A 14,366-nucleotide genomic window follows, 5' to 3' on the forward strand; every position below is an offset into this window, starting at 1 on the left:
CGCGTCCAGATGTCTGACAACTACGGAAAATCGTAGAACCAAGGTTCTCATTTTTTTGCTCCAAATGTCAAAGAAAGTGCTTCATGCGCTTGAAACCTTGTTTCGTCTTTGTTAAATTCTGAATCGGGCGGCTTGCCGCTCCCCGCTTTTCCTCCCTGAGCGGGTGCCTTGATGTGTGACAGCAAAAGGGCTTCCCAGCCCGACGTGCAGACGTCGGGCTTTTTTTTGCCCGCAGTTTCGGCGCGAAGGGGCAAAGCGGGGTGTGGCGCAAGGTGCGCCACTAAACTGCCCCGCATGCTCTGGGTCAAATCTCTTCACATCGTCTTCATCGCCAGCTGGTTCGCCGGGCTGTTCTATCTGCCCCGGATCTTCGTCAACCTGGCCATGGTGCCGCCCGAGTCGGTGGCCGAGCGCGAGCGGCTGCTGCTGATGGCACGCAAGCTCTTGAGGTTCACCACCCTGCTGGCGGTTCCCGCCATCGGCTTCGGCCTGTGGCTCTGGCTGGGCTATGGCATCGGGCGTGGCCCGGGCAACGGATGGATGCATGCCAAGCTGGCGCTGGTGCTGGTGGCCATTGGCTACCACCATGGCTGCGGCATGCTGCTGCGCCGCTTTGTGGCGGGCCAGAACCGTCGCAGCGACCGCTGGTACCGCTGGTTCAACGAACTGCCGGTGGTGCTGCTGCTGCTGATCGTGATCCTGGTGGTTGTGAAGCCGTTCTGAGGCCGGCGGGAAGGCGGGTATGCAGGACAGGGTGGACAATGTGGAGCGACCGCACAAATCCGCCGCGCTCCCGTTGGCGCTGGCCTATGCGGCGCTGATCGTCTATGCCAGCCTGTACCCGTTCGCGGACTGGCGCGACCAGGGCATCGCGCCCTGGGCCTACCTGTCGGCGCCCTGGCCCAAGTACTGGACGGGCTTCGACTTCGCCGTCAACGTCGTGGGCTACGTGCCCTTCGGCTTTCTCTGCGCGCTGGTGGTGCTGCGCACGCGCCCCGGCGCCGGCGTGGGGGGCGCGGTGCTGCGCGCCACCGTGGCGGGAGCGGCCATCGCCTTCGCGATGGAGACCCTGCAGAGCTACCTCCCCGCGCGCATTCCTTCCAATGTGGACTTGGGGCTGAACACCATGGGCGCCATCGTGGGCGCGATGCTGGCGGCGGGGCTCGAGCGCCTGGGGGCGGTCGCGCACTGGAGCCGGGCGCGCTCCCAGTGGTTCGTGGAGGACGCGCGCGGTGGCCTGGTGCTGTTGGCGCTCTGGCCGTTCGCATTGCTGTTCCCGGCAGCTGTCACCTTCGGGCTGGGGCAGGTGTTCGAGCGGCTCGAGGGCGCCATTTCGGAATGGTTGCTCGACACGCCCTTCATCGACTGGCTGCCCATGCGCCAGTTCGAGCTGGAGCCGCTGGTGCCGGCAGTCGAGCTTCTGTGCGTGTTGCTGGGCGCGCTGGTGCCGTGCCTGCTGGGGTATCTGGTGGCGCGCTCTGTGGTGCAGCGCGCCGTGCTGTTGCCGCTGATCCTGCTGGGCGGACTCGGGGCTTCGGCGCTGTCGGCGGCGCTGAGCTTCGGCCCCGACCACGCATGGGCCTGGCTCGACCTGCCGGTGCAGGTGGGCCTTGCGGCAGCGTTGTTTGCGGGCGTGCTGCTGCTGTTTGCGCCGCGCCGTTTGTGCGCGGCCTTGCTGCTGGTGGGGCTCGTGCTGCAGCTGAGCCTGCTCAACCAGGCGCCCGAAAGCGCCTACTTTGCGCAGACCCTGGCCACCTGGGAGCAGGGGCGCTTCATCCGCTTTCATGGGCTGGCCCAGTGGCTGGGATGGCTGTGGCCGTTCGGGGTGCTGGCCTATGTGGTGGCCGCGCTGTCGCGCCGCAACCGGCCGGACGCTGCCGCAACGACGTAACGACGTAACGGCGTAACGGCGTAACGGCGTAACTGCGTGCGTCGCCCTTAGGGTCATGGCGAGCGCCGCCTCGGGGTGCGGTCACTAAAATTGCCCGATGTCCAGCCCCACTCCCGCCGCACCGTCCGGCTACTACGGCCGCCACATCTTCTTCTGCCTCAACGAGCGCAAGAACGGCGAGGACTCCTGTGCCTTGCACAACGCGCAGGAGGGCTTCGACCGCTGCAAGGCGAAGGTGAAAGAAGAGGGCCTGTCCGGGCCCGGCAACGTGCGCGTCAACAAGGCCGGCTGCCTCGACCGCTGCGCGGGCGGGCCGGTGGCGGTGGTGTACCCCGAGGCCGTCTGGTACACCTTTGTCGACAACGAGGACATCGACGAAATCGTCGAGTCGCACCTGAAGAACGGCCAGATCGTCGAGCGCCTCGTGCTGCCGGCCGATGTCGGCCGCTGAACTTTTCAGCCGACCCCTCTCTCGTACCGTGCCCAGGCCGTACCCATGAATTCCCAGACAGAAAAACTCAGCCTCCAGGGCGCCGCCGGCGCGATCGAGGTGCAGCGCGACCAGCCCGCCGACGCAGCCACCCCGCGCGGCGTGGCGGTGATTGCCCATCCGCACCCGCTGTTCGCCGGCACCATGGACAACAAGGTCGTGCAGACCCTGGCGCGGGCCTTCGTGGCCTGCGGCTGGACCACGGTGCGATTCAACTTTCGTGGTGTGGGTGCCAGCGAAGGCGTGCACGACGAAGGGCGCGGCGAGCTGGAAGACATGCTGAACGTCGTCGGCCAACTGGCGCCCGAGGGTCCCTTGGCCATTGCCGGCTTTTCCTTCGGCGCCTTCGTGGCAAGCGGCGCGGCCCAGAGGCTCTGGAGCGAGCGCGACCTGCAGCAGATCGTGCTGGTCGGCACGGCCGCGGCGCGCAACACCGTGGCCCCGCTGCCGGCGGAGGCGCACGAGCGCGCGCTGGTGGTGCACGGGGAAACCGACGACACGGTGGCGCTCTCCGCCGTGATGGACTGGGCACGCCCGCAGTCACTTCCCGTCACAGTCATTCCCGGGGGTGGCCATTTCTTTCACGGACAATTGCCGCTGCTCAAAAGTCTCGTTGTCCGCCATCTGCGCGCGGGCATGGCCTGACAGCCTCGCAGGCTTGTTTTCGTCTCTTTCCAACCTCCCCATGATTCGTTTTCTTGGCGCGTTCCGTGCGCTGGTTTTTGCCGCCATTGCTTCCGTCAGCCTGATTGCCGCCGCCCAGGTGCCGGCGCCGCCCGAGATTGCCGCGCGCAGCTACCTGCTGATGGACGTGACCGCCAACCAGATCCTGGCGCAGAAGGACATCGACAGCCCGTTCGAGCCGGCCTCGCTGACCAAGCTGATGTCGGCCTATGTCGTGTTCGACGCGCTGCGGGCGAAGAAGATCACGCTGGCGCAGACGATGCCGGTCAGCCCGCGCGCCTCGAAGATGCCCGGCTCGCGCATGTTCATCGACCCCAAGATGCAGGTGCCGGTGGAAGACCTGATCAAGGGCCTGATCGTGCAGTCGGGCAATGACGCCACGGTGGCGCTGGCCGAAGGCGTGGGCGGCACGGTGGAGCACTTCGTCGAGATGATGAACGCCCAGGCCAAGGTGCTGGGCATGAAGAACACCACCTACAAGAACCCCGAAGGCCTTGCGACGCCCGGCCACACCACCACGGCGCGCGACCTGAGCATCCTGGCGACCCGCCTGGTGCGCGACTTCCCCGAGGAAGCCAAGTACTACGCCATCAAGAAGTACCGCTACCCGGGCACGCCGTCGACCAACGACACCAACCGCAACCTGCTGCTGTTTCGCGACCCGACCGTCGACGGCCTGAAGACCGGCCACACCGAGGCGGCCGGCTACGGCATGGTCGCCACCGCCAAGCGCGACTTTCCCAACCTGACCGGCGGGCGCCGCCTGCTGTCGGTGGTGCTGGGTGCCACCGGCGAGACGGTGCGCGCCAACGAATCGCAGAAGCTGCTGAACTGGGGCTACACCGCCTACGATGCCGTGCGCCTGTTCGACGGCGGCCAGCCGGTCGCCACGCCGGCGGTCTGGAAGGGCCAGGTCAACACCTTGAAGCTGGGCCGCCCGGAAGCCATCGTGGTTGCCGTGCCGGCGGGCAGCGCCAGCAAGATCAAGACGCAGGTGTCGCGCCCCGACCCGCTGGTGGCGCCGTTCACCAAGTACCAGGCGGTCGGCTCGCTCAAGGTCACGCTGGACGACCAGCCCGTGGCCGACGTGCCGCTGGTGGCCCTGGAACCGGTCGAGCAGGCCGGTGTCTTCGGCCGCGCCTGGGACGCCGTGCGACTCTGGATCAAGTAAGCCGCAGCGCCCGGAAGGGCGCTGGCGGGTCTTTTCCGCGGCGGGCGCTTGCTGTTTCAGGCTCGTTTGCTATACTCGTGGGCTTTTCGGAAATTTCCGAAGGGTTTCACGTTTTCGTCATCTCCCGGTTGTTCCTGCGTCACGACAGGAGCGGTTAATAGCCAGAGCCGGGCTGTTTTGGGACTTATTCATTCATGCCAACCATCAATCAACTGGTGCGTCAGGGTCGAACGGTCGAAAAGATCAATTCGAAGAGCCCTGCCATGCAGAACTCGCCGCAACGTCGCGGTGTCTGCACCCGCGTCTACACCACGACGCCAAAGAAGCCCAACTCGGCGCTTCGTAAAGTTGCCAAGGTCCGTCTGACCAATGGCTTCGAAGTCATCTCCTACATCGGCGGCGAAGGCCACAACCTGCAGGAACACAGCGTGGTGCTGGTTCGTGGCGGTCGTGTCAAGGACTTGCCCGGTGTGCGTTACCACATCGTGCGCGGTTCGCTCGACTTGCAAGGCGTGAAAGACCGCAAGCAGTCGCGTTCCAAGTACGGCGCGAAGCGCCCCAAGAAGGCTTAAGCCTTCCTGTCGAAAAACAAGCGGTGTTCGGTTGCCTTGGCTGGCACATCGAACGAAGTGACCCAATGTCGGGTCGAGTAAGTGAGAGCTCCAACTGGCTCTCGCGGTATCTGAAACGGTACCAACTGAAGCAAAGAGGTTAAAAAATGCCACGTCGTCGCGAAGTCCCCAAACGTGAAATCCTGCCGGATCCGAAGTACGGCAATGTCGAGCTGTCGAAGTTCATGAACGTGATCATGGAAGGCGGCAAGAAGGCTGTTGCCGAGCGCATCATCTACGGTGCACTCGAGTTCATCGAAAAGAAGAACCCCGACAAGGACGCCCTCGAAGCTTTCACCGTTGCCATCAACAACGTGAAGCCGATGGTCGAAGTGAAGTCGCGCCGCGTGGGCGGTGCGAACTATCAGGTTCCGGTCGAAGTGCGCCCCGTGCGCCGTCTGGCGCTGTCGATGCGCTGGATCAAGGAAGCTGCCCGCAAGCGCGGCGAAAAGTCGATGGCCCTGCGTCTGGCCAACGAACTGATGGAAGCCACGGAAGGCCGTGGCGGTGCCATGAAGAAGCGCGATGAAGTGCACCGCATGGCAGAAGCCAATCGGGCCTTCAGCCACTTCCGCTTCTAAAAATCAAACTTCGCTTGGGCGTTGGGTGTCGAGTTTCGGGCGTTGTGCCCGTGCTCGGGGCCCAGCGCTCAACGCATTTCAAATCGAAAGTAAATCATGTCCCGCAAGACCCCCATCGAGCGCTACCGCAACATCGGCATCTCCGCGCACATCGACGCTGGCAAGACCACGACGACCGAACGTATCCTGTTCTACACCGGTGTGAACCACAAGATCGGTGAAGTGCACGACGGCGCCGCCACGATGGACTGGATGGAGCAAGAGCAAGAGCGCGGCATCACGATCACGTCGGCTGCCACCACCTGCTTCTGGAAGGGCATGGCGGGCACGTTCGACGAACACCGCATCAACATCATCGACACCCCCGGCCACGTGGACTTCACCATTGAAGTCGAGCGCTCGATGCGCGTGCTGGACGGCGCTGTCATGGTGTACGACGCCGTTGGCGGCGTGCAGCCCCAGTCGGAAACCGTCTGGCGCCAGGCCAACAAGTACAAGGTTCCGCGCCTCGCGTTCGTCAACAAGATGGACCGCACCGGCGCCGACTTCCTGCGCGTGCGCCAGATGATGGTGGACCGCCTGAAGGCCAACCCTGTAGTCATCCAGATCCCGATCGGTGCCGAAGAGCACTTCCAGGGCATCGTCGACCTCGTGAAGATGAAAGCCATCATCTGGGACGAAGACAAGGGCGTGACCTTCAAGTACGGCGAAATCCCGGCCAACCTGGCCGAGGTGTGCGCCGAGTACCGTGAAAAGCTCGTCGAAGCCGCTGCCGAAGCGAGCGAAGAGCTCATGAACAAGTACCTCGAAGGCAACGAGCTGACCGAAGCCGAAATCAAGGCTGCGATCCGCCAACGCACCATCGCCGGCGAAATCCAGCCGATGCTGTGCGGCTCTGCCTTCAAGAACAAGGGCGTGCAGGCCATGCTCGACGCCGTCGTCGAATACATGCCCGCACCCACCGACATTCCGCCGGTCAAGGGCATGGACGAAGACGAAGTGCCGACGACCCGCAAGGCCGACGACAACGAGAAGTTCTCCGCGCTCGCATTCAAGCTCATGACCGACCCGTTCGTCGGCCAGCTGACCTTCGTTCGCGTCTATTCCGGCGTGCTGACCAAGGGCGACAGCGTCTACAACCCGATTCGCGGCAAGAAAGAGCGCATCGGCCGGATCGTGCAGATGCACGCGAACAACCGCGTCGAAGTGAGCGAAATTCGCGCCGGCGACATCGCTGCCTGTATCGGCCTGAAGGAAGTGACCACGGGCGAAACCCTGTGCGATCCCGCTGCCATCCTGACCCTTGAGCGCATGGTGTTCCCGGAGTCGGTGATCTCGCAGGCCGTCGAGCCCAAGACCAAGGTCGACCAGGAAAAGATGGGCATCGCCCTGCAGCGTCTCGCTCAGGAAGATCCCTCGTTCCGCGTCAAGACCGACGAAGAATCGGGCCAGACCATCATCGCCGGCATGGGCGAGCTCCACCTCGAAATCATCGTGGACCGCATGCGTCGCGAGTTCGGCGTGGAAGCCAACGTCGGCAAGCCGCAAGTGGCCTACCGCGAAACCATCCGCAAGACGGTCGAAGATGCCGAAGGCAAGTTCGTTCGCCAGTCGGGCGGCAAGGGCCAGTACGGTCACGTGATCCTGAAGCTCGAGCCGCAGGAAGCTGGCAAGGGCTTCGAGTTCGTCGACGCCATCAAGGGCGGTGTGGTTCCTCGCGAATACATCCCCGCGGTGGAAAAGGGCGTGATCGAAGCGCTGACGCAAGGCGTGCTGGCGGGCTACCCCGTCGTCGACGTCAAGGTCACGCTGCACTTCGGCTCGTACCACGACGTGGACTCGAACGAAATGGCGTTCAAGATGGCCGCGATCTTCGGTTTCAAGGAAGGCGCCCGCAAGGCCAGCCCCGTGATCCTGGAGCCGATGATGGCCGTGGAAGTCGAAACGCCTGAAGACTACGCCGGCAACGTGATGGGCGACCTGTCCTCACGCCGCGGCATGGTCCAGGGCATGGAAGACATGATCGGTGGCGGCAAGACCATCAAGGCCGAAGTGCCGCTGTCGGAAATGTTCGGCTACTCGACCACGCTGCGCTCGATGTCGCAAGGCCGCGCCACGTACACGATGGAGTTCAAGCACTACGCTGAAGCTCCCCGTAACGTTGCCGAAGCCATCGTGGCTGCTCGCGCCAAGTAAGTTTTCAAGAATGCGGGCCGCGCAGTGCGCGGCCCTCTTTGTCTGCGATCCGGTGCCGCCGCGTTCCCGTGCGAGGCGACCCAGCAATCGGGTGCAGACATAAAACCAATACACGGGACATGCTCTTTCAAGGATTGAAAAATGGCAAAAGGTAAATTCACCCGCACCAAGCCGCACGTCAACGTGGGCACGATCGGTCACGTCGACCACGGCAAGACCACGCTGACGGCTGCAATCGCAACCGTTCTGTCGGCCAAGTTCGGCGGCGAAGCGAAGGCGTACGACCAGATCGACGCAGCGCCTGAAGAAAAGGCCCGCGGCATCACGATCAACACCGCGCACGTCGAGTACGAAACGGCCAACCGCCACTACGCACACGTCGACTGCCCCGGTCACGCCGACTATGTGAAGAACATGATCACGGGCGCCGCTCAAATGGACGGCGCCATTCTGGTGTGCTCGGCCGCTGACGGCCCGATGCCCCAGACCCGTGAACACATCCTGCTGGCTCGCCAGGTGGGTGTGGGTTACATCATCGTTTTCCTGAACAAGTGCGACATGGTCGACGACGCCGAGCTGCTCGAACTCGTTGAAATGGAAGTGCGCGAGCTGCTGGACAAGTACGACTTCCCAGGCGACGACACCCCGATCATTCACGGCTCGGCCAAGCTCGCCCTCGAAGGCGACAAGGGCAAGCTGGGCGAAGAAGCCATCATGAAGCTGGCTGAAGCGCTGGACACGTATATCCCGACGCCCGAGCGCGCCGTGGACGGCACGTTCCTGATGCCCGTGGAAGACGTGTTCTCGATCTCGGGTCGCGGCACCGTTGTGACCGGCGCCGTCGAGCGTGGCGTGATCAAGGTCGGCGAAGAAATCGAAATCGTGGGCATTCGCCCGACGGTCAAGACCATCTGCACCGGCGTGGAAATGTTCCGCAAGCTGCTGGACCAAGGTCAAGCTGGCGACAACGTTGGCGTGCTGCTGCGCGGCACGAAGCGCGAAGAAGTCGAACGCGGCCAAGTGCTGTGCAAGCCCGGCTCGATCAAGCCGCACGTGCACTTCACCGCCGAGGTGTATGTCCTGTCGAAGGACGAAGGCGGCCGTCACACGCCGTTCTTCAACAACTACCGTCCGCAGTTCTACTTCCGCACGACGGACGTGACCGGCGCGATCGAGCTGCCCGCCGACAAGGAAATGGTCATGCCTGGCGACAACGTCAGCATCACCGTGAAGCTGATCAACCCGATCGCGATGGAAGAAGGCCTGCGCTTCGCCATCCGTGAAGGCGGCCGTACCGTGGGTTCGGGCGTTGTGGCCAAGATCCTCGACATCTAAGTCGCACGCAAAGGAAACACCATGGCTACCAAGCAAAAAATCCGCATCCGCCTGAAGGCATTCGATTACAAGCTGATCGACCAATCGGCCGCTGAAATCGTGGACACCGCCAAGCGCACCGGCGCGATCGTCAAGGGCCCCGTGCCCCTGCCGACCCGCATGAAGCGTTTCGACATCCTGCGTTCGCCGCACGTCAACAAGACCTCGCGCGACCAGCTGGAAATTCGCACGCACCAGCGCCTGATGGACATCGTGGACCCGACCGACAAGACCGTGGACGCGCTGATGAAGCTCGACCTGCCGGCCGGCGTCGACGTCGAGATCAAGCTGCAGTAATCCGACCCAGCGTCGTGTTCCGACAAAGCCCGCCTGCAGAAATGCAGGCGGGCTTTGTCTTTTGGTGCAGGGCTGTGGCATCCTCGCGCACCGGCATTCTTTGGTGCATTGGCCGGGGCTGAAAAGAGGGCAGCACAAGTTATGAGACAGAAGTTCTCCTTTGCGTCGGGCTTGGTGGCGTGCATTGCCGCAGCGGCTTTTTTGACTGCTTGTGGCGGAGGAGGCGGTGGCGGTGGCGGTGGCGGCGGTTTGCCGTTGCTTCCGATCCCGGCCCCCGCGCCCACGCCGGGCGCTGCCAATGTCACCCTGAGCGGCACGGCCACCTACGAGTCGGTGCCCAATGTCAGCGGTGCCCTGGTGTACGCCGACACCTCGGTCAAGCCGGTGCGAGGCGCCTATGTCGAGGTGCTCGATGCCAGCGGCAATCAACTGGTGGTGTCCTCCACCGACGACAACGGCGCCTATGCGGTCAGCGTGCCGGGCAACACGACCGTCGTCGTGCGTGTCCGGTCCCAGTTGACGCGGCCCGGTCCGGGGGCCACTTGGGACGTGACCGTGCGGGACAACACGCAGTCCAGCGGCATCTATTCCATGCAGTCGTCCGCGTTCTCGACGGGCACGGCGGCATTGACGCGCGACCTGCGTGCGGCCAGCGGCTGGGGCGGCGCGAGCTACACCAGCCAGCGCGTGTCCGGCCCGTTCGCCGTGATGGACACGGTCTACACCGCGATGCAGAAGGTGCTGTCGGTGGCGCCGACCACGTCGTTTCCGTCGCTCAAGGTGTTCTGGAGCGTCAACAACACCCGGACCGGCGGCAGCATCGCGCAGGGCCAGATCGGAACCACCTTCTTCATTGCGCGCAGCACAGGTGCCGAAATCTATGTGCTGGGCAAGGAGGACGTCGACACCGACGAGTTCGACGCGCCCGTGATCGCACACGAGTGGGGCCACTACTACCAGGCCTCCTTCAGCCGCGACGACTCGCAGGGCGGCGAGCATTCCACCAACGACCTGGTCGATCGGCGGCTCGCATTCTCCGAAGGCTGGGGCAACGGCTGGTCCGGCATCGCGCTCGGGCGCAGCACCTATGTCGACTCGAGCGGCCCGGGCCAACAGGACAGGATCGCGAGCCTCGACCTGTCGAAGGGGCCCACGTCCAACATGGGGTGGTTTCGCGAGATCTCGGTCCAGTCGATCTTCTGGAACCTGAACCAGCAGGTCGGCTTCAAGCCGATTCACGACGCGATGACGAGCACGCTGTTCAAGGGCGGTGCGCCGGTCACGTCCATTCATCCGTTCACGGCGGCGTTCAATGTGGTCGCGCCGGGCAGCGCGTCGGCGCTGTCCGCCTTGCTCACGGGGCAGGGCATCAGCGCAGCCTCCAACGATGCCTACGGCGTGCTGGAGGGAAACAACGGCGGCGTGCCGAGCGCGCTGCCCATGTACAAGGCGGTGACCGTCGGCGGCGGCACCACCCAGGCCTGCGTGACCAACAGCGCGGACCCTTCGCGGGCGGGCAACAAGCTCGGCAGCTTCGCGTATTTGAACTTCGTGGCGCCGACCAACCGTTCCTACCAGTTCGCGGTGGCGTCACCCGCGGGCGCCAGTCCCAGTTTCGCGATCTACCAAGGTGGCGTGGTCAGCCGCAACCCCGGTTCGGTGAGCCTGGCGCCCGGCCCTTATGTGCTGGTGATCAACGACCTCAACAATTCCGGCCCGAACACCTGTTTCGACGTCGCTATCCAATAGCAGTGGGGAAGACCGCCATGAACCTCCTGAATCTCCGATCCAGCGCGACGATGGCCGCCACGGCATGGCTGGCGCTTGCCGGCGTATGCGCGCCGGCCGTCGCGGACGGCGTGCCGGCAGCCCGTGCCACCAAGCACGCCTCCGTTCCCCGCACCGACCCGATGACCGTCGCAGTCCGCAAATCCAACGATTCCGGCGTCACCATCCAATACCGTGTCGACGGTGCAGGCCGGATCGGCCGGCCGGTGTCGGTCGCGCTGGAGTTCGACGGCGTGACCGATCCCGCGGGCGCCACGGTGCGCATGACGACCGATGCCAGCCTGACCTTGACGACCAGCAGCAGCCTCGTGCTGCCGGCCGGCCAGCGCACGAGCGCCACCGTCACGGTGACGAGCAACAGCGACGGCCTGGCTTACCTCAATGTCTTCGTCAGGCAGAACGGCGCCATGAGCATCGTGGCGATCCCCGTTCAGACCGGCGCCGGCTCTGCGGCGATGAAGCCCGCGGGCGAAATGAAGTCGTCGGCCGAGGGTGAAAAGGTCATCTCGATGCCTGCCAAGGAGCCGCTCAAAGAGTCGGTCAAAGAATCGGTCAAAGAGCCCACCAAGGAGCTGAAGGCGCCTTCAAAGTAGCCCCGGCAACGGGCTCTGGCGCCTGCCGCGCAGGCCAAATTGCAGCGCTTGCACTGCGCACGCATCGCGGGCTATAATCGCTGGCTCTGCCCTTGTTGCGTTCGCAAGGGTGTTGTTTGGGCAGAGATTTATCAACCTTCTTCCGTAGCCGGAGAAATCTGGCAAACGCTGTTGCCAATTGAAGTGGCAGTGGCGGAAGAGGATTTCCATTTTTGGAGAAAACATATGAGTCTGAGCAACTCCCTCGGGTTGCTGGGCCGCAAGGTGGGGATGATGCGTCTCTTCACCGATGACGGGGACGCAGTTCCTGTCACGGTGGTGGATGTGTCCAACAACCGTGTGACCCAGATCAAGTCCCAAGAGACCGATGGCTACGTCGCCCTGCAGGTGACGTTCGGTTCGCGCAAAGCATCGCGCGTGACCAAGCCCCAAGCCGGACACCTTGCCAAGGCAGGTGTCGAAGCAGGCGAAATCATCCAGGAATTCCGCGTCACCGCAGATACCGCAGGTCAGCACAAGGCTGGCGGCGTCATCGCGGCAAGCAGCGTCTTCTCGGTGGGCCAGAAGGTGGACGTGCAAGGCACTTCCATCGGCAAGGGCTTCGCAGGCACGATCAAGCGTCACAACATGAAGTCGCAACGCGCGTCGCACGGTAACAGCCGTTCGCACAACGTTCCCGGCTCGATCGGCATGGCACAAGACCCAGGTCGCGTGTTCCCCGGCAAGCGCATGACGGGCCACCTCGGCGACGTCACGCGCACGACGCAAAACCTCGACGTGTTCCGCATCGACGAAGCACGTCAACTGCTGCTCATCAAGGGCGCGATTCCGGGTTCGAAGGGTGGCTTTGTCACCGTGCGTCCCGCCATCAAGGCCAAGCCGCAAGCGGCTGAAGGAGCGAAGTAATGGAACTCGAACTCCTGAACGAACAAGGCCAGGCCGCGTCGAAGTACGACGCCCCCGAAACCGTGTTCGGCCGTGACTACAACGAAGACCTGGTTCACCAGATCGTCGTTGCATTCCAGGCCAATGCCCGCCAAGGCACGCGCGCCCAGAAGGACCGCGAGCAGGTCAAGCACTCGACCAAGAAGCCTTTCAAGCAAAAGGGAACGGGCCGCGCCCGTGCCGGTATGACGTCCTCGCCTCTGTGGCGCGGCGGTGGCCGGATTTTCCCGAACATGCCTGACGAAAACTTCTCGCAGAAGATCAACAAGAAGATGTACCGCGCCGGCATGGCCGCCATCTTCTCGCAGCTCGCTCGCGAAGGCCGTCTGGCCGTGGTGGATTCGCTGACCGTGGATTCGCCCAAGACGAAGCCGCTGGCAGCCCGTTTCAAGGCGATGAATCTCGAGTCCGTGCTCGTGATCGCCGAAGAAGTCGACGAAAACCTGTACCTTGCCTCGCGCAATCTGGTCAACATCCTCGTGGTCGAACCCCGTTACGCCGATCCGGTGTCGCTGGTTCACTACAAGAAGGTGCTGGTCACCAAGGGTGCCGTCGACAAGCTCAAGGAGATGTTCGCATGAGCCGCGTGAACCCTACCGCCGCTGAACGCAAGTTCGAAGAAGGCCGCCTGATGGCGGTGCTGGTCGCCCCGATCGTGTCCGAAAAGGCAACGATGGTCGGCGAAAAGTCGAACGCTGTCACTTTCAAGGTGCTGCAAGACGCCACCAAGCCCGAGATCAAGGCCGCTGTTGAACTGATGTTCAAGGTCGAAGTCCAGGGCGTGTCGGTGCTCAACACCAAGGGCAAGACCAAGCGCTTTGGCAAGTCCATCGGCCGCCGCGACAACGTTCGCAAGGCCTATGTGACGCTGAAGGCAGGTCAAGAGCTCAACCTCGTCGGGGAAGGCGCTTAATCATGGCCGTCATCAAGATGAAACCCACTTCGCCGGGCCAACGCGGCGCGGTGAAGATTTCGCGTGATCACCTGTACAAGGGTGCTCCTCACGCAGCCCTGCTGGAACCCCAGTTCCAGAAGGCCGGCCGTAACAACAACGGTCACATCACGATCCGTCACCGTGGCGGTGGTTCCAAGCACCACTACCGCGTTGTCGACTTCGTGCGCAACAAGGACGGCATCCCGGCCAAGGTCGAACGCATCGAGTACGACCCGAACCGCACCGCCCACATCGCTCTGGTCTGCTACGCCGACGGCGAGCGCCGCTACATCATCGCCCCGCGCGGTCTGGAAGCCGGTGCAACCCTGATGTCGGGCGCGGAAGCCCCGATTCGCGCCGGCAACACCCTGCCGATCCGCAACATCCCGGTTGGCTCGACGATCCACTGCATCGAACTGCAACCCGGCAAGGGCGCGCAGATTGCACGTTCGGCTGGCACGTCGGCGACGCTGCTGGCACGCGAAGGCGTCTACGCACAGGTCCGCATGCGTTCGGGTGAGGTGCGTCGCATCCACATCGAATGCCGCGCAACCATCGGCGAAGTGGCCAACGAAGAACACAGCCTGCGCCAACTCGGCAAGGCAGGCGCCAAGCGCTGGAAGGGCATTCGCCCGACCGTTCGCGGCGTCGTGATGAACCCGGTCGACCACCCGCACGGTGGCGGCGAAGGCAAGACTGGCGAAGGCCGCCATCCTGTCGACCCATGGGGCAATCTGACCAAGGGCTATCGCACCCGTAACAACAAGCGCACGCAGGTCTTCATCGTGTCGCGTCGCAAGAAGTAAGGGAT

At 63.7% G+C, this 14,366-nt stretch carries 17 protein-coding genes; 16 read left to right on the forward strand and 1 reads right to left on the reverse strand.

Features of this window, described 5'->3' with window-relative positions:
* Positions 1-47: 47 nt before the first annotated feature.
* Complete coding sequence (locus tag VLK31_RS15075; protein WP_409169209.1) at positions 48-308, reverse strand: hypothetical protein; 261 nt, start codon at positions 306-308, stop codon at positions 48-50.
* On the opposite strand from VLK31_RS15075, the gene VLK31_RS15080 reads away from it, so the two are divergent.
* From VLK31_RS15080 to rplB, 16 genes are all read left to right on the forward strand, one after another.
* The gene (locus VLK31_RS15080; protein WP_409169210.1) at positions 295-723 is read left to right on the forward strand and encodes a CopD family protein; all 429 of its coding nucleotides are present in this window, start codon (positions 295-297) and stop codon (positions 721-723) included. The two genes, VLK31_RS15075 and VLK31_RS15080, sit on opposite strands and share 14 nt — an antisense overlap.
* A 19-nt stretch (positions 724-742) precedes the next feature.
* Entirely contained in the window at positions 743-1,891 is a 1,149-nt protein-coding gene (locus tag VLK31_RS15085) for a VanZ family protein (RefSeq protein WP_409169211.1), read from the forward strand.
* A 97-nt stretch (positions 1,892-1,988) separates the two neighbouring features.
* The gene (locus VLK31_RS15090) at positions 1,989-2,342 is read left to right on the forward strand and encodes a (2Fe-2S) ferredoxin domain-containing protein (RefSeq protein ID WP_409169212.1); all 354 of its coding nucleotides are present in this window, start codon (positions 1,989-1,991) and stop codon (positions 2,340-2,342) included.
* 45 nt (positions 2,343-2,387) lie between these two features.
* Entirely contained in the window at positions 2,388-3,026 is a 639-nt protein-coding gene (locus VLK31_RS15095; RefSeq protein ID WP_409169213.1) for an alpha/beta hydrolase, read from the forward strand.
* A gap of 40 nt (positions 3,027-3,066) precedes the next feature.
* The gene (locus VLK31_RS15100) at positions 3,067-4,236 is read left to right on the forward strand and encodes a D-alanyl-D-alanine carboxypeptidase family protein (protein ID WP_409169214.1); all 1,170 of its coding nucleotides are present in this window, start codon (positions 3,067-3,069) and stop codon (positions 4,234-4,236) included.
* Positions 4,237-4,430: 194 nt separating this feature from the next.
* Positions 4,431-4,808 (forward strand): 30S ribosomal protein S12, encoded by a 378-nt coding sequence (rpsL, locus tag VLK31_RS15105; RefSeq protein WP_013543948.1) that lies wholly within the window; start codon positions 4,431-4,433, stop codon positions 4,806-4,808.
* A 146-nt stretch (positions 4,809-4,954) separates the two neighbouring features.
* Positions 4,955-5,428 carry a 30S ribosomal protein S7 gene (gene rpsG / locus VLK31_RS15110; RefSeq protein ID WP_409169215.1) on the forward strand — a complete coding sequence of 158 codons (474 nt, stop codon included), beginning with the start codon at positions 4,955-4,957 and terminating at the stop codon, positions 5,426-5,428.
* Positions 5,429-5,524: 96 nt separating this feature from the next.
* Positions 5,525-7,624 carry an elongation factor G gene (gene fusA, locus VLK31_RS15115; protein ID WP_409169216.1) on the forward strand — a complete coding sequence of 700 codons (2,100 nt, stop codon included), beginning with the start codon at positions 5,525-5,527 and terminating at the stop codon, positions 7,622-7,624.
* Between the two features lie 141 nt (positions 7,625-7,765).
* Positions 7,766-8,959 carry an elongation factor Tu gene (gene tuf / locus VLK31_RS15120; RefSeq protein ID WP_409169217.1) on the forward strand — a complete coding sequence of 398 codons (1,194 nt, stop codon included), beginning with the start codon at positions 7,766-7,768 and terminating at the stop codon, positions 8,957-8,959.
* 21 nt (positions 8,960-8,980) lie between these two features.
* Positions 8,981-9,295: a 30S ribosomal protein S10 gene (gene rpsJ / locus VLK31_RS15125; protein ID WP_007838118.1), complete on the forward strand. Its 315-nt coding sequence runs from the start codon at positions 8,981-8,983 to the stop codon at positions 9,293-9,295.
* Positions 9,296-9,550: 255 nt separating this feature from the next.
* Positions 9,551-11,044 carry a hypothetical protein gene (locus VLK31_RS15130; protein WP_409169218.1) on the forward strand — a complete coding sequence of 498 codons (1,494 nt, stop codon included), beginning with the start codon at positions 9,551-9,553 and terminating at the stop codon, positions 11,042-11,044.
* Positions 11,045-11,061: 17 nt separating this feature from the next.
* Positions 11,062-11,676: a hypothetical protein gene (locus tag VLK31_RS15135; protein ID WP_409169219.1), complete on the forward strand. Its 615-nt coding sequence runs from the start codon at positions 11,062-11,064 to the stop codon at positions 11,674-11,676.
* Between the two features lie 225 nt (positions 11,677-11,901).
* Complete coding sequence (gene rplC, locus VLK31_RS15140) at positions 11,902-12,582, forward strand: 50S ribosomal protein L3 (protein WP_409169220.1); 681 nt, start codon at positions 11,902-11,904, stop codon at positions 12,580-12,582.
* Positions 12,582-13,202: a 50S ribosomal protein L4 gene (rplD, locus tag VLK31_RS15145; RefSeq protein WP_093218836.1), complete on the forward strand. Its 621-nt coding sequence runs from the start codon at positions 12,582-12,584 to the stop codon at positions 13,200-13,202. The genes rplC and rplD overlap by 1 nt, the downstream gene beginning before the upstream one ends.
* Positions 13,199-13,534: a 50S ribosomal protein L23 gene (gene rplW / locus VLK31_RS15150; protein WP_409169221.1), complete on the forward strand. Its 336-nt coding sequence runs from the start codon at positions 13,199-13,201 to the stop codon at positions 13,532-13,534. The genes rplD and rplW overlap by 4 nt, the downstream gene beginning before the upstream one ends.
* A gap of 2 nt (positions 13,535-13,536) precedes the next feature.
* Positions 13,537-14,361: a 50S ribosomal protein L2 gene (gene rplB / locus VLK31_RS15155; protein WP_093136306.1), complete on the forward strand. Its 825-nt coding sequence runs from the start codon at positions 13,537-13,539 to the stop codon at positions 14,359-14,361.
* The last annotated feature ends 5 nt before the right edge of the window (positions 14,362-14,366 follow it).

Source organism: Variovorax sp. H27-G14 (genome assembly GCF_046156345.1).
Taxonomy (GTDB): domain Bacteria; phylum Pseudomonadota; class Gammaproteobacteria; order Burkholderiales; family Burkholderiaceae_C; genus Variovorax.